This is a genomic window from Kitasatospora sp. NPDC004723 (genome assembly GCF_040609255.1).
Lineage (GTDB): Bacteria > Actinomycetota > Actinomycetes > Streptomycetales > Streptomycetaceae > Kitasatospora.
In genome coordinates this window covers 1-20,796 of the sequence record NZ_JBEXJT010000022.1, presented here as the reverse complement: position 1 = coordinate 20,796, position 20,796 = coordinate 1, and the positions used below count along the sequence as shown (strand labels likewise).

The 20,796-nt window shown below is 72.3% G+C and carries 11 protein-coding genes; 3 read left to right on the top strand and 8 right to left on the bottom strand.

The window, feature by feature from the left end:
* Positions 1-269: 269 nt before the first annotated feature.
* The 4 genes from ftsH to ABZW10_RS21445 form a co-directional block, all read right to left on the bottom strand.
* The gene (gene ftsH, locus ABZW10_RS21460) at positions 270-2,291 is read right to left on the bottom strand and encodes an ATP-dependent zinc metalloprotease FtsH (RefSeq protein ID WP_355368160.1); all 2,022 of its coding nucleotides are present in this window, start codon (positions 2,289-2,291) and stop codon (positions 270-272) included.
* Between the two features lie 301 nt (positions 2,292-2,592).
* Complete coding sequence (locus ABZW10_RS21455) at positions 2,593-2,997, bottom strand: hypothetical protein (protein WP_355368157.1); 405 nt, start codon at positions 2,995-2,997, stop codon at positions 2,593-2,595.
* A gap of 122 nt (positions 2,998-3,119) precedes the next feature.
* Positions 3,120-4,736, bottom strand: coding sequence for an alpha/beta hydrolase (locus tag ABZW10_RS21450; protein WP_355368154.1), 1,617 nt, complete (start codon positions 4,734-4,736; stop codon positions 3,120-3,122).
* 281 nt (positions 4,737-5,017) lie between these two features.
* On the bottom strand, positions 5,018-6,331 hold the full coding sequence (locus ABZW10_RS21445) for a VWA domain-containing protein (RefSeq protein ID WP_355368151.1): 1,314 nt from the start codon (positions 6,329-6,331) through the stop codon (positions 5,018-5,020).
* Between the two features lie 506 nt (positions 6,332-6,837).
* Here ABZW10_RS21445 and ABZW10_RS21440 point away from each other — a divergent pair.
* On the top strand, positions 6,838-7,236 hold the full coding sequence (locus ABZW10_RS21440; protein WP_355368148.1) for a squamosa promoter-binding protein 15: 399 nt from the start codon (positions 6,838-6,840) through the stop codon (positions 7,234-7,236).
* A gap of 242 nt (positions 7,237-7,478) precedes the next feature.
* Here the strand turns inward: ABZW10_RS21440 and ABZW10_RS21435 are convergent, their stop codons facing one another.
* The 3 genes from ABZW10_RS21435 to ABZW10_RS21425 all read right to left on the bottom strand — a co-directional run bounded on the left by ABZW10_RS21435 (position 7,479) and on the right by ABZW10_RS21425 (position 10,291).
* On the bottom strand, positions 7,479-8,453 hold the full coding sequence (locus ABZW10_RS21435) for a phosphotransferase (protein WP_355368343.1): 975 nt from the start codon (positions 8,451-8,453) through the stop codon (positions 7,479-7,481).
* Between the two features lie 397 nt (positions 8,454-8,850).
* A complete protein-coding gene (locus ABZW10_RS21430) occupies positions 8,851-9,879 on the bottom strand; it encodes a hypothetical protein (protein ID WP_355368145.1) in 1,029 nt (342 codons plus the stop codon).
* A gap of 10 nt (positions 9,880-9,889) precedes the next feature.
* Complete coding sequence (locus ABZW10_RS21425; RefSeq protein WP_355368143.1) at positions 9,890-10,291, bottom strand: hypothetical protein; 402 nt, start codon at positions 10,289-10,291, stop codon at positions 9,890-9,892.
* Between the two features lie 9 nt (positions 10,292-10,300).
* Between ABZW10_RS21425 and ABZW10_RS21420 the strand changes: the two genes are divergently transcribed.
* Positions 10,301-10,642: a hypothetical protein gene (locus tag ABZW10_RS21420; protein WP_355368352.1), complete on the top strand. Its 342-nt coding sequence runs from the start codon at positions 10,301-10,303 to the stop codon at positions 10,640-10,642.
* 234 nt (positions 10,643-10,876) lie between these two features.
* Here the strand turns inward: ABZW10_RS21420 and ABZW10_RS21415 are convergent, their stop codons facing one another.
* The gene (locus ABZW10_RS21415) at positions 10,877-13,663 is read right to left on the bottom strand and encodes an AAA family ATPase (protein ID WP_355368140.1); all 2,787 of its coding nucleotides are present in this window, start codon (positions 13,661-13,663) and stop codon (positions 10,877-10,879) included.
* Between the two features lie 723 nt (positions 13,664-14,386).
* Here ABZW10_RS21415 and ABZW10_RS21410 point away from each other — a divergent pair.
* Positions 14,387-20,796 (top strand): beta-ketoacyl synthase N-terminal-like domain-containing protein (locus tag ABZW10_RS21410; protein ID WP_355368137.1); only part of this gene is annotated, 6,410 nt, incomplete at its 3' end.

The window sequence follows — 20,796 nt, the reverse complement described above, 5'->3', positions numbered from 1 at the left end:
CGCCGGCCCTTCGCCAGGCGGCGCAGCGTGGAGGGGATGAAGGTCCAGGCGCCGACGACGAGGGCGACCACGGCGGCCCCGACTCCATCCGGAGTCGGGGCCCGCACGGCTTCCCGGAGCCGTACGGTGCCGCTCCGGCGACCACCTGTACGCCGCCTTCGCCGTATTCATCGAGACCGCCGGCTCAGCGACCGCGACCCTCACCGAGACCTCGCCGGCCTCTCCGAGGCGGCACGGGCATCGCCGCCGGCCGGCCCGCGGGCTGCCGCTCAGTCCCCGGTTCCTGGTCCCCGGCCGGTGTCCCCGGGGCGGTCGGCGGACGCCGCCGTCCCGTCGCGCGGGGGAACCGGGGAGGGGTTCTGCGGCTTGCGCAGCGAGGTGGGCGGTGGCTGCCCGGTGCCGAGAATGGCGAGCACGGCCTTCCCGTCGACGGTCTCCTCGGACATCAGCCGCCCGGCGAGTTCGTCCAGGTGCCGGCGGTGTCCGCGCAGCAGGTCCACCGCCCGCCGCTCCGCCTCCCGCAGCAGCCGGGCCACTTCCTCGTCGACCGCGCGCTGGGTCTGTTCGGAGTAGGGACGGCCCAGCCGGTCCTCCAGGCTCTCGCCGAGGTACTGGGGTGAGCCGGACGTGTAGCCGACGGGCCCCAGGGCCGCGGAGAGGCCGAACTCCCGGACCATGCGGGTGGCGACGACGGTCGCGTTGGCGAGGTCGTTGGCGGCCCCGCTGGAACCCTCGCCGAAGACGACCAGTTCCGCCGCCCGGCCGCCGAGCTGCACGGTCAGCAGGTCCTCCAGGTATCCCTGGCTGTAGAGATGCCGCTCCGCTTCGGGCAGCTGCTGGGTCGCGCCCAGGGCCATGCCGGCCGGCAGGATGGTGACCTTGGCGACCGGGTCGGCGTGCTCGCAGAGCGCGGCCATCAGCGCGTGGCCGGACTCGTGCACGGCCACCGCACGCCGCTCCTCGGGAAGGAGGGCGTTGGAGGACTCCCGGCGGCCGAGCAGGATCCGGTCCCGTGCCGTGTCCAGGTCCTGCGCCGTGATGACGGTGCGGGCGGAACGCACGGCGTTGATGGCGGCTTCGTTCACCAGGTTCGCCAGGTCCGCCCCGGAGAAGCCGGGCGTGCCCCGGGCGGTGCGGTCCAGGTCGACGTCGTCGGCCAGCGTCTTGCCGAGGACGTGGACGGCGAGGACCGCCGCCCGCTCCGCCTGGTTCGGCAGCGGGACCGTGACCTGCCGGTCGAAGCGGCCCGGCCGCAACAGCGCCGGGTCGAGGGCATCGGGACGGTTGGTCGCGGCGAGCACCACGATACCGACGCTCTGGTCGAAGCCGTCCATCTCGGCGAGCAGCTGGTTGAGGGTCTGCTCCCGCTCGTCGTTCCCGCCGAGCCTCGCTCCCCCGCCGCGCCGGGCACCGACGGCGTCGATCTCGTCGATGAAGATGATCGACGGCGCCCGCTTGCGTGCCTCCTCGAACAGGTCGCGGACCCGCGAGGCGCCGACACCCACGAACATCTCCACGAACGCGGACCCGGTCACCGACAGGAACGGCACTTCGGCCTCCCCGGCGACGGCACGGGCCAGCAGCGTCTTGCCCGTACCCGGCGGACCGACCATGATCACCCCGCGCGGGCCCTTCGCACCCGCGGCGGCGTACCGCTCGGGGCTCCGGAGGTACTCGACGACCTCACTCACCTCCTGCTTCACGCCCTCGTAGCCCGCGACGTCGGCGAACCGGGTGTCCGGCCGTTCCGCCTCGATGATCTTCGCCCGGGAGCGCCCGATCGCGCTCAGGCCCCCGGTCATCGCCCTGGTCGCCGCCCGGCCCGACCAGAGGAACAGCCCTACCAGGACGATCAGCGGCAGGAAGAGGAACAGCGTCGTCAGCGCCGACCCGCCACTGGCCGGCTTCGCCGTGATCTCGACCTGCTGGGACTCCAGCTGCCGGGTGAGCCCGCTGCTGTCCAGCGCGGTCGGCAGCTGGGTGGTGAACTTCGTCCCGTCCTTCAGCGTGCCGCTGACGGCGCCCTTGTCGGTGATCTCGACCGTCTTCACCTGACCCGCGCCGACCTTGCCGGTGAAGTCGGTGTAGGAGTACCGGTTCGCCGACCCCGACGGGACCCGGGTCAGCAGGACGATGAGCAGCACGACCGCGATGGTGACCGGCAGCAGCCACCGCCGCCGACCCGGCGGCGGTGCCGGTGCCCGTTTGGCGGGCTGCGGAAGGTCCGGCGGCAGCCCGGGCTTCGCCCTCCCGGTCGGGTGCAGGAAGGGAAAGCGATCGCGTTCGTCCATCGTGCGCCTCCGCTTCCATGGTCCACCGCCGGCCGGGCGACGGCACGGCCGTCCGACCCACCCGACCACCGACCGGCCCGACCTGGGGGCCAGGGTCTCCCCCGCCGGTCCCGGTGCACCGCGAGAATCCCGCGGCATGCGACGCAGGGGCGACGACGGGGCGAAGCGGAGCCGTGACCGACGGTGACGTCCGCACCCTCCACGGCGACCACCAGGGGCTCACCCGGCCGCCCGCCGGGGCGCTGGTCGCGGCCCTCGGCGGCGTGCGCCTACCGGTCGGCCCGAAGCTCCTGCGCTCCGATCACCATTCCCGCCAGCGGTCGGTGATCTCATGACGGCCGAGTCCCTGCCGTTCGGCGAGGGCCGCGACGTCGATGCCGGCGGCGACGAGGGAGGCGTCGATGTACGCGCAGAGCAGTTCGCGCTCTTCGGTCTCGTACGCGGCCTCGTCATGAGCCTCGTTGACGCGGTTGAGCTCCAGCACGACCCGCTCGACGGCGCCGAGAACGTCACCGTCGGACGGGCTTCCGTCCAGCGCCGCCACGTCGGCCTCGAAGGCGGCGAGGACGTCGTCGGTGGCGGTCAGGAGGCTCTCGGGGAAGAACCCGGCGCTGTACGCGCACTCCGGGTCGAGCGTTCCCGCCGCCACCGCTGCGGCTTCTTCGGCGATGGACTCACGCCAGACGTCGGTCGGTCTCTTGGCCATGAGGGCACTGTAGTCACCGGAGCACCGGGCGACGCAGCCGGCCCGTTCTCGGAGACCGCGGTGAGCAGCGAGTCGGTATCCATTGCGGCATGGGGGCAGGTCCTCGCCCTACGAGTGGCCGGCTACCCCCGGGCGCAGACCACGTCGGCCTTGGGCAGGCGTCCGCCGGCCAGGTAGGCGTTGACCGCGTCGTCCACGCACGCGTTGCCGTAGGTCCCGTACAGTTCGTGCCGGTTGGCACCCTGCAGGGTCAGCAGCCGTGAGCCCGGCAGCAGTCCGTGCAGCGTGACGCCGTCCCGGTAGGGGGTGCGCGGGTCCCCGGTGGCGGCGAGGATCAGCACCCGGGCGTCGCGGCGCACCTCCGTGGGCTCCTCGCGCGGACGGTCCCAGAAGGCGCAGGGGGTGATGTTGTCGAGCAGTGGGCCGAACAGCGGGCTCGCCGCGCGGCTGCGCTCGATCTCGTGCCAGTAGCGCTCGGGGTCGCGGGGCGCGGTGCCGTCCGCGCAGAGGATGGCCTGGAGGGCACTTCCGGCCGAGGACCCCTGCGCGCCGAACAGGAAGCGCAGCAGCGCGAGGGTCTGCGGAGGAGCGGTGACCGGTCGGCCCGCCGCAGCCCCGGTGAGCAGCACCGCCAGTTCGGCGAGCGAGGCCCGGTCCACGTCCGAGTCGCTGGACAGTTTCATGAAGAACAGCGCCGGTACCTGGGAGTCGTCGATCTCGACGGCATCGGTGCCGGTGCCGACGACGAGCGGGCGGGCCGCGGCCGCCTCGACGGTCCGCAGGATCCCGGCGGTCACCTCCTCGCGGGTGCGGCCGAGGCCGTAGGTGTCGTGGCGGGCCGCGACCCAGTCCGCCCAGTCGGCGAAGGCCCGGTCGTTGCCCGCCACCCCGATCGGAATGAACGAGGGTCCGGCGTGGCGCGGGTCCAGCGCGCTGTCGAGGACCATCCGGTCGTAGCGGCCGGGGAACATCTGGGTGTACACCGTGCCGAGGTAGGTGCCGTAGGACAGGCCGAGGTAGGAGATCCGCCGCTCGCCGAGCGCGCCCCGGACCACGTCCAGGTCCCGGGCCGCGTCGCGGGTGCTCGCGAACGGCAACAGGTCGCCGGCCGCCGAGCGGCACCTCGCCGCCAGGTCCCGTTGGAAGGAGACCTGGCGCTCGAAACCCGCACGGCCGATCCCCGCCGACCGGAGGCTGAAGCCGACCGGCCAGCCGCAGTCGACCGGCTCGCTCCGGCCGACGAAGCGCGGGTCCGGCCCGACGATGTCGTAGCGCCCCGCTGTCTCCTTGAGCGCGGCGTGCACCCGGGGCGGCGCGCCGATCGTCGGACCGCCGGGCCCGCCGTCGTTGAGCACCAGGGCACCGATCCGGTGGCGGGTGTCGGTGGCCTTGATCCGGGAGAGCGCCAGCGTGACGGTGCGTCCGCCGGGGTCGCGGTAGTCGAGCGGCACGGTGACGTCCGCGCAGCGGGCGCCGGCCTGTTCGAGCGCGGCACCGTCCTGGTCGTCCGGGCCGAGGACGCAGCCGTGCCAGTCGAGGCGCTGCCGGTAGTAGCGGTCCAGCCCTGGGGCGCCGTCAGCGGAGTCCGCCGCCTGCGCCGGAAGGGCCACGGTGGCGGTGACGGCCAGGCAGGCCGCCAGGGCGAGGCCGGCCGTGACGGTGCGCCGAGGGATACGGGGCCGCCCGGCGGTGGTGGGAGCGGTACGGCGGGCGGTGCGGCTGTGGTGGGACCCGGTCATGGTGCCTCCTCGGCAGCGTGGGAATCGTTCTCGGCCGGGCACGCGGGCACCCGGCCGGGGCGACTTCTACGATCGGCCTTCCCTTCACCGTCCCGGAGCCGCACCCGCCGCTGTAGAGCACCCCGGTCACCGGAACGGCCCAGCGGTACCCGCACTTCAGCGCCAAAGTCGAACTCCCGCTGAACAGTGCCGAGTTCACCTCTCATCCGGCACATCCCACCGGCCGACCCGATCCAGCTCCCTCGGCGGTGGCGCCGCATGCCCCGCCCCCGCCCTTGCGGCTACCGCAGAATGCCGGCCCGCCGGGCGGCCGTGACCCAGCGCGGGAACTGGGACAGCAGCCGGTCGTACAGCTCCGGGTCGGGCAGCGTGCTGATGTCGTCCACCGAGAAGAAGCCGACGTTGTCCACGCGCCGTCCGGGCAGGTCGTCGAAGCGCTGCAGCACGCCGTAGTCGGAGCGGCCCAGGCCCACGAACTGCCAGAACACCGGCTCCTCCACGGCCTCCCGCAGCTCCCGCTCGATCTCGGCGTTCCGGTAGACACCGCCGTCGGAGAAGAACAGCACCAGGGTGGGCACCCCGGCCGGATTGCGGCGCACGTACTCCCGGACCTCGGCGATGACCTTCTGCTCCTCGTTGCCGATCCCGACCTCCCTCATGTCGACCTCGCCGTCGGGCAGCGGGGCGCGCCGCCGCAGACGGCGCCCGAACAGGCCGCCGAGCTGTCCGACCCGCACGTGCCGCAACCACTCCGGCAACTCCCCCACCCGCAGATCCGGCAGCCGGGCCGGGTTCGAGGCGAACGTCCACGCCTGCATCGCCCCGTCGTCGTCCAGCTGCGCCGCCACCGCCACCATCCGCTCGACCACATCGGCCACCACGCCCCGGGCGTAGAGCGCCGACATCGACCCCGAGGCGTCCAGCACCAGCACGACCCGGGCCACCATGCCCGTCGCCCCGTGCTTCTCCAGACTCACGGCCACCTGCCGCTTGCGCAGCGACAACCGCTCCCGCATCCCGTCAGGCAGCCGCGCCTCCTCCGCTGCCTCCGCACCCCCACCCTGCCGCGCCTCCTGGTCCACGGTGACCCCGAAGTCGGCCGCCAGCCCCGCAAGCCCGGACGCGTACCCCTGCCCCAGCGCCCGGAACCTCCACTGCCCGCCGCGCCGGTACAGCTCCCCGCCGATGAGCACGGTCTCCGGCCCGGCCGCCATCTCGAACCGGGCAAGCTCCCCCTCCGTCCCGGCGTCGACCAGCCGCAACACCAACCCGCGCACCTGCCCGAACACACCCCCGTCCACCGAGGCCGCCAGCACGATCCGCTCCACCCCGGGCTCCACCCGCGCCAGATCCACCCCGATCCGGTCCGTCACCACCCCACCCCCGCCCGCCTTCCCCTGATGCACCACCGCACCCGACGCATGCCGCGGCTGGTTGTAGAACACGAAGTCCCCGTCCCCCCGCACCCGCCCACCCGCCGCCACCAACACCGCCGACGCATCGACCTCGGCCCCGCCCACCCAACTGACCTCCACCCGAACGACACCCACGTCGACCGGAACATTCGCACCCGCACCCAACGATCGCTCAGCCATACCCCCAGTCTCGCCGAGCCTCCGGCCCCCGGCACCGGCCCTTCCGAAACTTGATCGAGCAGCCGACCATCTGAACGAGTGAATCCGGCACCGGCTCCCCGCAGCCGGCCTCCTCCCCCACGAAGCCTCCCGCGACCGCCTCGAACCCGCCCGGACCACCGCCCCTCGAACAGCCTCTCGCCGCCTGAACACTGGGCACCGCGGCCCTCACCGACCCTTCTCGCGGCCGTCCGGAGGACGCCGCGGCCCGCATCGGGCAGCGCGAAACGGCCCTGTTCGCCCCGGGCTCCGTCTACGGCGGCTTCCTGGTCACCGACCTGCGGGGCCGGGTCCTGGTGTCGAATCCGCGATCCGGTTTCGCATGGGGGTGCCATGACCTGTGGCATCTAGCGAGTCCGCGTGATCTGTCGTGCGGACCCGTCCGCGATCGCGTGTCGAATCCCTCCCGCGGTCCGCCGTGCGAGAACTCAGTGGCAGGACGACCAGCGCTTGTGTTGAATTCTGGCGTGAGCCACGTCGCCAACGTCATGATCTCTGTCGATTCGGACGATCGACCCGCTGCCGAGGAACTGAGCCGGTGGTTGCAGACCTCTGCCCCGCGTCGGGGTTTCGGCCCCGGCACTGTCGGATGGGTCGGCTCACTCAACGAGACCACCGGTAGCGACACGCAATGGGGCGGCGGCAAGTACCCGGAGTGTGACGTCTATGCCGGAGCGCTCAACCATGCCGACCTGGCTGGGCTGGTGGCGCATGTTGAGCGCATCGCCTGGGAACACCCCGAGTTCGTCCAGCTGTTCGTGATGGACCAGGAACAGGTCTACTTCCGTGTGTGGATGTTCCACGGTGCAAAGCTGCGGCAGATCGTGCCCGACGGCCGGGAAGAAGAGGTCTGGCCGAACGGGTGACGCTCCTGACCTGCCGATCCGCCTGTCGCGTCGAATTCGGCCTCTCCCTCGACATCGCAGCGCGGACTTCGACATCGAGACGCGGAACCTACACCTGGGGCTGCGTTCCACCGTGAACCCCAGCGTGTGGAACTTGACTGGGGTACGAGCGGGTTCCCCGGGAGTGCTAGGCGGCGCGTCGCTCCATCTCAGCTGGCTGGAGGCCCACCGAGCTCGCTGAGAACTGGGACGCATGGGTAAGTTCAGGCGTGGGCCAGTTTCAGTGCCTGTTTCAGGTTGTACTCGGCGATGCCCGCCATGAAGGCCCGATCAGGGAAGTCCCCGTCAAGCAGCCGCAAGGGACCCGCCGTCAGCGAGAGCCGCTGCGCGAGCATGTAGAGCGCGAGCCGGTCCTCGTCCAAGCCGTCCACCGCCAGCGGCTGGTAGGCGTCGTGCAGACGGATTCGCAGAAAGACGTGCTCCCACTCGACATCGAAGTACATCAATCCCTCAATGTCGATCGCCACGGGGTTCCCGTCCGCATCCACCAGCACATGGTCGGGCCCCAGCTCGCCGTGCACGACCGCATACTCCGTGCGTGGCCGCACCGCCGCCGCCAAGGCCAGCAGCCGCTCTTCCAGCCGTCCGCTGACACCCATGATCCTCGGATCGCGGGAGGCCGCCTCGGCAAGGTCCCGCAGCGCACGGCTAAGAACCACACCCTCGCACGACGTACCGTGCGACGTTCCTCCACCGTCGACCACTGCCACCTTGCCGTAGCCCGGTGCACGGTGACCTCGCATGGCCTCCAGCGAATCCGCGAGCCGGGCCATGACCACAGCCGCCGCGCCAGGGTCGCGCGCGAGCAACTCCTCAAGGCTCTCCCCCGGAAGGTCCTCGACGATCGCAAGGTCCGCATGGCAGTAAGCCCTGTCACGGTCGAGGAGACGGATCGCCGGAACGCGGACGCCGAGCCCGTCCAGCCGCGCGTGTGCGGCCTGGAACAGATCGAGCCCGAGGCCGGGCGAGAACGGGTCGGTGAGGTCGTCGTCGTCTTCGGCCGCCGGCCAGTAGTTCTCGGTGTCGTCCCACAAATAGGCAATCGCAGTCGTCGCGTCGTCCATGACCAGGCGGTACACACCCTTCTTGCTGCCGCCTGCGACCCGCTCGACCCCCTCAAGCCGCCGCCCGCCGCCCAGCGCGGCGCGCGCCGCTCCCGCCAACTGCTCTCGCGTCATTGTCCTGGGTGCCACGTTCCGAACCACCTCTCCATCGCGATAACCCGCGAACCCTACGGGAGCACCAGCGAGGAGGCGACTGACTTTGGCCGCATCCGGGTGCCCGCGAGCCAAGATCACTCACTGGAAGTGACTCGCGAGCTGTCCGCGGGGAACTGGTGACAGTTGGTCACGTCAGCCCACCAGCTTCAGGCCCCGAACCCGCCATACTCAAAGCCGTCGAGGAACCACTCACACGTAGGTTCCGAACGTGCCGCCCTACATGCACCACTGCACCACTCCGCCCGCCAACTCCCCCAGCCCGGCCGCCCCCACCCCTCCCGCGCCCGGGGGGATCCGCCGACCCTGGTCGTCGGCGTCCACCTCGTCGGTCACCACGGGGCCGACACCCGGCCGGCTACTGGATGCTCCAGCGGTGGGGGTGGGCGGGATCGGTGGGGCAGGCGAAGACGTTGAGCTCGCCGGATCGGCCGACGGTGACCTCGGTGGGGGTGGCGTATCGATGGGTGGGCAGGTTCCGGTCTTCCAGTGGTCTCCAGCTGCCGCTGCCGCCGTCCCACTCCGAGCTGTCGATGGTCAGCAGGAGGTGCATCGGTGTCCTGCAGGTCTGGCAGTCCATGGGGTAGGGGTCCGTCGCGTGCCAGGAGGCGAAGCCGCCGACGCGCCAGCCGGGCGGGATGGACAGGTCGTACTGGTAGCCGATCGGCTGTGCGGAGTGCCCGTCCGCCGCCCGAGCGGCCTCCTCCTGCGCTTCGTCCCAGGCATCGAGCCGGACGCACAGGTCCTCGGGCAGCAGGCTGGCGAACGGGTAGGTGACCACCTGCTCCGGGTGCAGGACACAGGGCTCGGGAACAAACCCGTCCGATCCGACGACCAGCGGCTGCGGCTGCGCCGTCCGCACCTCGCCGATCTCTGCCGACCGCCGCCAGCGAAGGTGCAGCTCCAGGTCGTACCGGCCCGGTCCGTGAGCGTTGAAGGGGCACCAGAACACCTGGAGCAGGTCGCAGCCGTCCGGTCCGATCGGCAGGTCGGGAACATCCCGCCGGTACAGCTGCACAAGGCCGATCATCGCCAGCGGGCTCGTCTCCGATGCCTCGGGGACCCGGTGCTCCCGGCGCAGCTCCTCCAGCAGTTCCCGTTCCTCCTTTGTCGGGCCCAGGGCGGGGTTGCGGGCCCACGCGGTGGCCAGCACCTGCCGGTAGTGGCGGATGTCCGCCGGACGGCGACCCCGCCCGCGGCCGTGGGCCTCGCCGCACAGCGGCCACGGCTCGTCCGCCGGCCACAGCATCGGACCTCCCACCGAGCTCTCCGAGACCTCCGGTCTGCCCGGCCGCGGGTGGAGGCGCGTCGTCGTACCCCGATAGGCAGCCAGCTCCGGGAACAGCGCCTCGACATCGGTGGGGCGCGCGGGCGTGGTCCTCTTCATGGCGGCGACCTTACTGATCGTTCCGGAATGAGGCGTCGGACGGCCATTCGTCGTCGAGCCGCTGGAGGACCTCAGCGAAGTCGCCGTCTTCGAGGAGGCCGGCCAACACCTGAGTGATGTTGTCGATGCCGGGGTCCCGGACGATGAGGCCATCGGAGCACCGGAAGTAACGGCCATCCAGTGCCTCGCCGGTTCGGGACCGCTTCGCCATGATGCGTTCGACCTCGGCGAGCGTGAACACGGTCGCGCTCCAGCGTGAGCCGTCCGATGTCAGCCGGACTTCGACGTCGACATTGCAGACGGTGTCCAGAGACTCGCTCGTGCCGGGCAGGAACGACGCCTCGAACCGATCTGTTCGGACGCGGTACCACGGTCCGTCCCATCCCTGCTCTGCGGCTTCGGTGTTGGTCATTCGGGGAGTATGTCGAGCCGGCTCGGAGGGCTCAACCGGGTTCTCCAGCATGCGCTGCGCGAGTTCGAGCGCCGGGTTCTGCTCGACCGCCGCGACGGGGAGGTCAGCCGGATCGTCGCCGCGACGGGACGGCTCGGCGCCGACGAGGCGTTCCGGTCCGGCGCCGACCTGCTGGACGCCTACGCCAACTCGCTCTACCGATCGGTCAAGAACCACCGCGACGGCAACCCGCTCGCCGCCACGCCCCATGGTCGGCGCGGTGCCGATCAGGCGCTCGAAGTCGGCCGGGAAGCCGACGAAGGCGTGGGCTGCGTCGACGAACGGTTCATTGGGTCCGTCGAGCGCCCGTAGCGCTGCTCGTCCTGACCGCCGCGTAGCCGAGGAGGAACCCCGACGTCGCCGGGTGGGACCTCGCCGTCGACGAGTGGGCGACGCGCAGGTCGCCCACCGCGAACAGGCTGCCGCGAGCGGCCGGCACGAGCATCGACTCTCGATCGCTGGACGTTCCTTGGCCGCTCGGACACGCCTGCCCCCGGAGGACCGGCCGCTCCTTCGCCCGGCCGCGGTTCTCGGCGCCGCGCGACCTCAGCCCACCACGTCGGACTGCAGGTCCAGTGGCAGGTCGGAGCGGCGGGCGACCCGCAGTTTGCGGTAGACACGGGTCAGGTGCTGCTCGACCGTGCTGACGGTGATGAACAGCTTGTCGGCGATCTGCCGGTTGGTGTGCCCGTGCACGGCGAGGGCGGCGACCCTGCGCTCGGCATCGCTCAGTTCGTTGACCGGGGCGACCTCGTGGTAGCGCTGCGGCAGCAGGCCGTGCGCGAGGAGGCCGGCGGACTCCGCGAAGAGCTTGTCCGCGGGCAGGGCCACCCCGCACTGTTCCGCCAGTCGGTGGGCCCGCCGGGCCTGGAGTCGGGCCAGGCCGTTCTCGCCCAGCATGCGGTGGACCCGGCTGAGGTCGGCGACGGCGAGCATCTGTTCGTACTTGTCGTCGCAGTTCCGCAGTTGCTCGACGGCTTCGGTGACCAGCGGCAGGCGGTCGGCGGGCTCCGAGCGGATGGCGGCCAGCAGCCGCAGTGACATTCCGCGGGTCCGGACGTGGCGCGGCCCGAGCCGGGTGAGCTGGTCGTCGAGCAGCTCGCGCGCCTCCCGGGTCCGGCCGAGCCGCAGGTACGTCGCGGCCGCTCCCACCCGCCAGGGCACCACAGTGGGCACGTCGATGCCCCAGCTCTCCATCAGCTCGCCGCACCTCTGGAAGTCGCCGAGCGCGGCGTGCACACGGTTGGTGGCCAGGTAGTAGTGCGCCCGGGCCTCCAGGTAGTGCAGACCGGACGCGGTACGGAACATCGCCTCGGGCACCGTCATGGCGACGTAGCACGCGGCGTCGTCGATACGCCCCTGCGCGACGGTCGCGAGCAGGGCGCCGGCGATCGGTACGCCGACGACCACGCCCCAGGCCGGCGCCGGGACCAGGGTCAGCGCCGTCCGCGCGCACTCCTCCGCCTCGGGGAACGACCCGCGCCTGGTATGGATGACGGACTGCACCGCGGCCAGCAGTGCCTGCCACATGGGGGCGCGCCGCCTCGCGGCCTCGTTGACCAGCTGGCAGCTCCAGAAGGCCGCGCGGTCCATCCCCTTGGCGTAGACGAGCGTCGTGAGGGCGGTGACGACGACGGTCAGCGTGTCGTCGTCCAGCCGACAGCTCTGCAGGGCTTCCTCTGCGGTGTCGACGGCGGCGGCGACACAGGAATCGTCACCACCGGTCAGGACGGTGGCGAGGGCGGAGGCCACCCGGAAGTACAGGCCCTGATCGGCGGCCGGATCCGGGGCCTCCGACCAGCCGAACGCCAGCCCCGGGAACACCTGCGAGGCCAGCAGCCTGGCGCTCCGGGGCGAGGGCGTGCCGCAGTTCGCCGCCGAGGCGTCCAGGATCTCCAGCGCCTGCTCGGGCTGACCGTGCCACAGGTAGTGGCCGGCCAGGCAGTTGGTGTCCCGCCGGTTCAACAGGCCCTGCCTGCCCGCCTCGGTCAGCTCCGGCAGGTGCCGTGCGACGGCCAGCGGGTTGACGCGCCATTCGGCGCGCAGCAGCGCGGAGCGGATCCCGGCCCGCTGTCGCAGGTCGGTGCACAGGCCGTAGGCCATCCGCAGGCAGCGGATGGCGAAGTTGACGTCGCCCTCGCACAGGGCCTCGTCGGCCGCCTGCCTCAGCGTGCGCAGGTGCCAGGGGGCCTCGGGACCCTCGGCCGCGATGAGGTGCCGGCCGATGTCGCGGGCGGGCGCGCCGAGGTTGTGCAGGGCCTTGGCGGCCCTGGTGTGCTGGGCCGCGTACTCCTCGTGCGGCATCGCGTTCAATATCGCGGCGCGTATGCCTTCGTGCCGGAACCAGCCGTCCTCCAGCAGGCCGACATCGCCCAGTGCGTTGACGATGTCGGCCGTGGCCTCACCGCTCAGTTCGAGCATTTCCTCCAGCGCCTGCCGGGTGGCGTGCTCCCCCAGGATGGCCAGTGCCTTGGCGGCCTGCCGCATCGAGCTCTCGCTGCGGAGCAGACAGGCGGTCACCGCGCGGCTGAAGACGTCCCCGAAGACGCACTGGTCCGGTGTCCTCCTGGCGAAGGCCCGGTAGTCTTCGGCGAGCGCCCGTACGATCAGCGGGTTGCCGCCACTGACCTGGTGGCAGTCCGCGGCGAGGCGCTGGGCGACGTGGTTGTCGAGGTAGTCGGCGAGAAGGTCGGCGACCCCGCGCGGGGACAGCGGTCCCAGGTGCAGGGACGTGCTGCTGAACTGGCGCAGGAACTCGGTCTGCAGGGTCGTGCGGCCGAACTTCAGCCGGCTGGACTGGGTGAACACCACGAGGATGCGGGCCGTCGTGAGGCGTCGCACCAGGTAGCGGAGGAAGCTCAGGGAGGCCAGGTCGGCGTGGTGGGCGTCGTCGACGGCGATGACGACCGGGCTTCGCTCGGTGAGGTTGAGGAAGACCTTGCACAGTCCGTGCAGCGCCGACGCGGGCAGCGCGGTGCCCGCCCAGGCGGACTCGGAGCCGGATTCGAAGCCGTTGTCGGCCTCGTACAGCGTCGCGGCCAGGGTGCCGTCCAGCAGCGCCTGGACGAGCTCGACACCGCCGTCCGGCACGTCGACGCCGTACAGGAGCTGGCGTACCAGTCCCAGGGGCAGGGTCCGCTCGGCGCGCCAGCCCGTCGCGCTGAGAAAGACCGCACCGTTGGCGACCGCGTGTTTGGCCAGGCGCTGGAGGAGTGCCGTCTTGCCGCTCGCCACCGCACCGGTGACCACGGCGACACCACCGGCGCCGTTGATGCATCCGCGGACCAGACGGGTCAGGACGGAAAGCTCGCGTTCTCTCTCGATCAACCGCATCAATCGCAATCCCCGGGTCTTCAGCGCCATGGCTGAGCGTCAACTAGCTGCTTCGCTTCTGACCGACGACCCACACGGAGCACACAGCTCTGCGACGCTGCGCAGCGCGGGGCACACCCAAAGCCATGGCCAACGGATGCGGACGCCAGCGAGCCTCACCGGGCTTGGTGTGGGCTATAGTTCAGGGCCGGGGATGCCCCTGGCGCCGGCGCGCGTCGCCCACCTCAGCCCCCTTCCCGACCGCAGGGAAGTATCCGGGCATGCCGCTTTGCCTCCGCAACCAAAGCGATGGACCGGAGCCTAGCACGCACACGCATCAGCCTTCGATAAGAACTCTTAACGCGATTACTGAGTCCACTTGTTGACGCATCGCCAGTAGATGAGTGCGCGGCGAGTGGGACGAAGGCGTTGCGGAGGCCGGGACGGTCGTTCCCGGCGGTCGGGGTTGCGGTCATCTCCCTTTCGCCGAGCGCGGGCGATCCGCACACCACACAGCAGACGCGTGGCCCGGGGCGGTGGACGCTCGCCCGCCACCGTGGGAACCGCGTTCCGGCCGGCCGCCCCCTTCCCTTCTTCCACCCGTCCAAGGATTTAGAGGCGTGTAAGGCCTCGATTAGGGCCCGCAGCAACTCTTGCCAACTGCGGCGTTCGTAGTTCGCCATGAGCACCGCTCAGGGGCATTCGATCGCTCGAAGTCAATGGATGAGAGGGCTGCGCAGCGCGATGACAGGTGAGTCGAATCTTGCTGTTCCCAGGGTCGACGACGATGGCATCGCCATCATCGGCCTCTCCTGCCGCCTTCCCCAGGCCCCCGATCCGGAGGCGTTCTGGCGGCTGCTGAGCGAGGGGCACAGCGGCATCTCCGAGCTTCCCGCCGACCGGTTCGACGACGACGCGCGCCTCGGGGGCACCGGCACGCCGGCGGAACGCGGCGCCCGCTACGGCGGCTTCCTCGACCAGGTCGACCGCTTCGATCCCGGGTTCTTCGGGATCTCGCCCCGCGAGGCCCTCGCCATGGACCCGCAGCAACGGCTCGCCCTTGAGCTGACCTGGGAGGCCCTGGAGGACGCGGCCGTCGTGGCGGCGGACCTGCACGGCACCCGCACCGGTGTCTTCGTCGGCGCCATCTGGAGCGACTACGCGAACCTGCTGCACCGGCGCGGCGCGGACACCGTCACCCAGCACACGCTGACCGGCGTCAGCCGCGGCGTCATCGCCAACCGCGTGTCCTACACGTTCGGCCTGCACGGCCCCAGCCTGACCGTCGACGCGGCCCAGGCGTCCTCGTTGGTGGCCGTGCACATGGCGTGCGAGAGCCTGCGGCGGGGCGAGTCGGAGGTCGCGGTCGCCGGCGGCGTCAACCTCATCCTGGCGCCCGAAAGCACCCTGGCCAGCGCCAAGTTCGGCGGGCTGTCCCCGGACGGGCGGTGCTTCACGTTCGACGCCCGCGCCAACGGCTACGTCCGCGGCGAGGGCGGCGCCGTCATCGTCCTCAAGCCGCTCGCGGCCGCCCTCGCCGACGGCGACACCGTCCACGCGGTCATCCGCGGTTCGGCCGTCAACAACGACGGCGCGACCGACGGCCTGACCGTCCCCGGCAAGGACACCCAGGCGGACGTCATCCGCCGGGCCTGCCGCGAGGCCCGCGTGGACGCCGCCGACGTCCAGTACGTGGAACTCCACGGCACTGGCACCAAGGTCGGCGACCCCATCGAGGCGGCCGCCCTCGGCGCGTCCCTCGGCGCCGCCCACGCCCCCGAAGCGCCGCTCGCCGTCGGCTCCGTGAAGACCAACGTCGGCCACCTGGAAGGCGCCGCCGGCATCGTCGGCCTGCTCAAGACCGTTCTCAGCATCAAGCACCGGCAGCTGCCGCCGAGCCTCAACTTCGAGACGCCGAACCCCGACATCGACCTCGACGCACTGCGGCTGACCGTCCGGTCCGGGCTCGGCGCCTGGCCGCGCGACGACGCGCCCCTGATCGCGGGCGTCAGCTCGTTCGGCATGGGCGGCACCAACTGCCACCTCGTGGTCTCCGAACCCCCCGCCGACACCGCGCCGGCCGCCGCCCCGCCGACCGCTCCACAGAGCGGCGGCGCGCCCGTGCCGTGGACGCTGTCCGGCCGCACCAGGACCGCCCTGCGCGCGCAGGCCCGACGGCTGCACACCTGGCTGGAGACGCACCCGGACACCGACGACGGCGACCTGGCGTGGTCGCTCGCCACGACCCGCACGGCCTTCGAGCACCGCGCCGTCGTCCTCGGCCGTGACCGCGCGGACCTTCTCGACGGTCTCACCGCGCTGGCCCGCGACAAGGACGCGCCCGCCCTCGTCCGCGGCACGGCCGGCGCCACCGGCGGCACCGTGTTCGTCTTCCCCGGCCAGGGCTCCCAGTGGGCCGGGATGGCCGTCGACCTGATCGACACCTCCGAGGTGTTCCGGGCCGAGATCCAGGCGTGCGCCGACGCGCTCGCCCCGTACGTGGACTGGTCGCTGCTCGATGTCCTGCGCGGCGCCGAGGACTCTCCGTCGCTGGAGCGCGTCGACGTCGTCCAGCCCACCCTCTTCGCCGTCATGGTGTCGCTGGCCCGGCTGTGGCGCTCCCTGGGCGTCGAGCCGGACGCGGTCGTCGGCCACTCCCAGGGCGAGATCGCCGCCGCGTACGTCGCCGGAGCGCTGTCCCTGCAGGACGCCGCCCGCATCGTGAGCCTGCGCAGCGCCGCGATCGCCGACCTCGCGGGCAGCGGCGGCATGGCCGCCGTCTCGCTGCCGGCCGCTCAGGTCACCGACCGGCTGGAGCGCTGGAACGGCCGCCTCACCGTCGCCGCCGTCAACGGCCCCGCCTCGACCATCGTCTCCGGCGACCCCCAGGCCCTCGACGAGCTGCTCGCCGGCTGCGAGGCCGACGGTGTCTGGGCCCGCCGGATCCCGGTCGACTACGCCTCGCACTCCCCCCACGTCGAGGCCGTCCGCGACGAACTGCTGCAGGCGCTCGCCGACGTCGCCCCGCGCTCCTCCGACATCGCCTTCTACTCGACCGTCACCGGCGACGTCCTGGACGCCGCCGCCCTCGACGCGGACTACTGGTACCGGAACCTGCGCCACACCGTCGAGTTCGAACGCGCCACCCGCGCCCTGGCCGCCGCCGGCCACACGACCTTCATCGAGGTCAGCCCCCACCCGGTGCTCGCCAACGGCCTCCACGAGACCCTGGAGAGCGCCCTCGACGGAAACGCGGCCACCGCCCCGGTCGTCGTGGGCACGCTGCGCCGCGACGAGGACGGCCCGCAGTCGCTGCTCACCTCCCTCGCCCAGGTGCACACCCGCGGCGTCGCCGTGTCGTGGCCCGCCCTCTTCGCGGGACGCAGCCCCCGCCGCACCCTGCTGCCCACGTACGCGTTCCAGCGCCGGCGCTACTGGCCCGAGCCGCCGCCCACCGCGCCGGCAGCCGGACCCGCACGGTCGGCCGCCCCCGCCGATGCCGCGTTCTGGACCGCGGTCGAGAGCGGCGACCTCGACGCCCTGGCGGCCGAACTCGAACTGCCCGAGGAGCAGCGGCAGTCGCTCGACTCGCTGCTGCCCGTACTCGGCTCGTGGCGGCGCGACCGGAGCGGGGACACCGCACTCGACGGCTTCCGCTACCGCCTGACCTGGCGGCCCGTCAGCGCCGACGCGGAAACGGAGCTCAACGGCACCTGGCTGCTGCTCGTCCCCGCCGCACGCGCGGACACCGATGCCGTGACCTCGCTCGCCGCCGCCCTCGCCGCCCACGGGGCCGGCGTCACCGCCGTGCCGGTCACGGACGCCGCCGACGCCGGGCAGGCGCTGGCCCGGCACCTGGGCGACCCCGCCACCGGCGCCACCGGAGTGCTGTCGCTGCTGGCCCTCGACGAGGACCTCGACCCGGGCAAGGCCCTGGACTCCGTCCTGGACGCCATGGACACCGCCGGTGCGACCGTCCCGCTGTGGACCGCCACGTACGGCGCCGTCACCGCCGCCCACACCGACGCGGCCCCCAGCCACGTGCGCTCCCGCACCTGGGGCCTCTGCCTCGCGGCCGAACACGCTCGCCCCGCACTGCGGTCGGGGCTGGTCGACCTGCCGGTGTCCGCCACGGAGCCCGGCCCGCTCGACAGCCGCACCGCCGCCCGGCTGTGCGCGGTCCTGGCCGGCATCGACGGCGAGGACCGGGTCGCGATCCGCGACACCGGCATCTTCGCCCGCCGGCTCGTCCCCGCCCCTCGCCCCGCGCACCCCGGCGGCACGCCGTGGCGACCGCGCGGCACCGTCCTGGTGGCAGGCGCCGCCGACGCCTTCGGCCCCCATCTCGCCCGCCGGCTGGCCCGCACCGGGACACCGCACCTGCTGCTCACCGGCAGCCCCGACGGCATCGACGTCCTGCACGGCCTGGCCGACGAGCTCACCGCCGACGGCACCGCGGTGACCGTCTCGACCGCCGACCTGGCGGACCACGACCAGGTCCGCGCACTGCTCTCCGGCATCCCCGCCGAACACCCGCTCACGGCGGTCGTCCACGCCGACGGCCCGACGGACGCGGCGACGGCTCTGTCCCTCGACGAGCTCACCCACGACCTGGACCTCGATGCCTTCGTCGTCCTGCCCCCGCTCGCGGGAATCGTCGGCGACGCCCTCGGCGACACCACCCACCGGAACGGGGCCGCGCACGCCACCGTCCTGGACGCACTCGTCCAGCGCCGCCGCGCGCAGGGCCGCGCCGCCACCGCCATCGCCTGGGGCGGGTCCCGGCCCCTCGCGCCCGAACTGATCACCGCCGCCGTCGAGCAGGCCCTCGCCGACGACGAGGCGGCTCTCGCCATCGCCGACATCGACGCGTCCGCCGTGCGCCCCGTCCCCCTACTCGAAGACGTGCCGGACGTACGCGCGATCCTCGATCTGCGCCGCGCGGCCGAGCACGCGGCACCCGCCGCGGCCGGCTCGGACTCCCCGTGGGCACAGCGGCTCGCCGTCCTCGGCGAAGCGGACCAGCAGCAGGCCCTGCTCGAACTCGTCCGCGGCAACGCCGCCATCGTCCTCGGCCACGACTCGCCCGGCACCGTGGACGTCGACCGCACCTTCAAGGACCTCGGCCTCGACTCCACGGCCGCCGTCGAACTGCGCAACCGCCTCAACACCGCGACCGGCCTCCAACTGCCCGCCGCGCTCCTCTACAACTACCCGACTCCGCTCGGCCTCGTCCGCTTCCTGCGGAGCCGACTCCTCGGCGAGGGCCCCGTCGCGGCGGACACCGCGGTCGAGGCCGGCGACGAACCCATCGCGATCGTCGGCATCGGCTGCCGGTTCCCGGGCGGTGTCAGCTCGCCCGAGGAGCTGTGGCAGCTGGTCGCCGACGGCGTCGACGCCATCGGTCCCTTCCCGGCCAACCGCGGCTGGAACCTCGGCAGCCTGTACGACCCGGATCCGGACGTCTCCGGCAAGACGTACGCCCGCGAGGGCGGCTTCCTGCACGACGCCGACCTGTTCGACGCCGACTTCTTCGGCATCAGCCCGCGCGAAGCCGTCGCCATGGACCCGCAGCAGCGTCTGCTGCTCGAAACGGCGTGGGAAGCGATCGAACGCGTCGGCATCGACCCGGCCCGACTGCACGGCAGCCGCACCGGCGTGTTCGTCGGTTCCATGGCCCCGGACTACGGCCCGCGTCTCCAGGACGCCCCCGAGGGCTACGGCGGCTACCTCCTCACCGGTATCAACCCCAGCATCTCCTCCGGGCGCATCGCCTACAGCTTCGGGTTCGAGGGTCCGGCGGTCACGGTCGACACCGCGTGCTCGTCCTCGCTGGTCGCCCTGCACCTGGCCGCCCAGGCCCTGCGCAACGGCGAGTGCACGATGGCGCTCGCGGGTGGCGTGACCGTGATGGCGACCCCGGGCATGTTCCTGGAGTTCAGCCGCCAGCGCGGTCTTGCGCCCGACGGCCGCTGCAAGTCCTTCGCCGACTCGGCGGACGGCACCGCCTGGGCCGAAGGCGCCGGCATGCTCCTCCTGGAGCGCCTGTCCGACGCCCAGGCCAACGGCCACCGCGTGCTCGCCCTGGTCCGCGGCTCGGCCGTCAACCAGGACGGCGCCAGCAACGGCCTCACCGCACCGAACGGCCCCTCTCAGGAACGGGTCATCCGCCAGGCGCTGGCCGGTGCCGGCCTCAAGCCGGGCGAGGTGGACGCCGTCGAGGCCCACGGCACGGGCACCAAACTCGGCGACCCGATCGAGGCCCAGGCCCTGCTCGCCACCTACGGCAAGGACCGCCCCGCCGACCAGCCGCTGTGGCTCGGCTCGCTGAAGTCGAACATCGGACACGCCCAGGCCGCGGCCGGTGTCGGTGGTGTCATCAAGATGGTCCAGGCGATGCAGCACGGCCTGCTCCCCAAGACCCTGCACGTCGACGCGCCCTCCCCGCACGTCGACTGGGAGGCCGGGGCCGTCTCCCTGCTCACCGAGGCCACCCCGTGGCCCCAGAGCGACCGCCCCCGCCGGGCCGGCGTCTCCTCCTTCGGCATCAGCGGCACCAACGCCCACATCATCCTCGAACAAGCACCCGAGCCCGCATCGGTTGAAGCACCCCCAGCTCCGCCGGTGGTCCCCTGGGTGCTGTCGGGCAAGACCGAGCAGGCCGTCCGTGACCAGGCCGCCCGCCTGGCCGCACACGTCACCAGCCACCCCGACCAGGACATCACCCGTATCGCCCACGCCCTGGCCACCACCCGCACCCACTTCGACCACCGCGCCGCCACCACCGGCACCACCCAGAGCGAACTCCTCACCGGGCTACACGCCATCGCCGACGGCACCACGACCGTCAGCACCACCAGCGGTGGCACTGGCAAAATCGCGTTCCTGTTCACCGGACAGGGCTCCCAGCGCAACGGCATGGGCCGCGAACTCCACGACACCTTCCCCACGTTCGCCGCCGCCCTCGACAACGTCTGCGACCACTTCACGCCCCACCTCCAACACCCCCTGCGCGACGTCATGTTCGCCCCCGCCGGCACCGAACTCGGCGACCTCCTGCACCAGACCGCCTACACCCAACCCGCCCTCTTCGCCCTCGAAACCGCCCTCCACACCCTCATCCGCACCTGGGACATCCACCCCGACTACCTCAC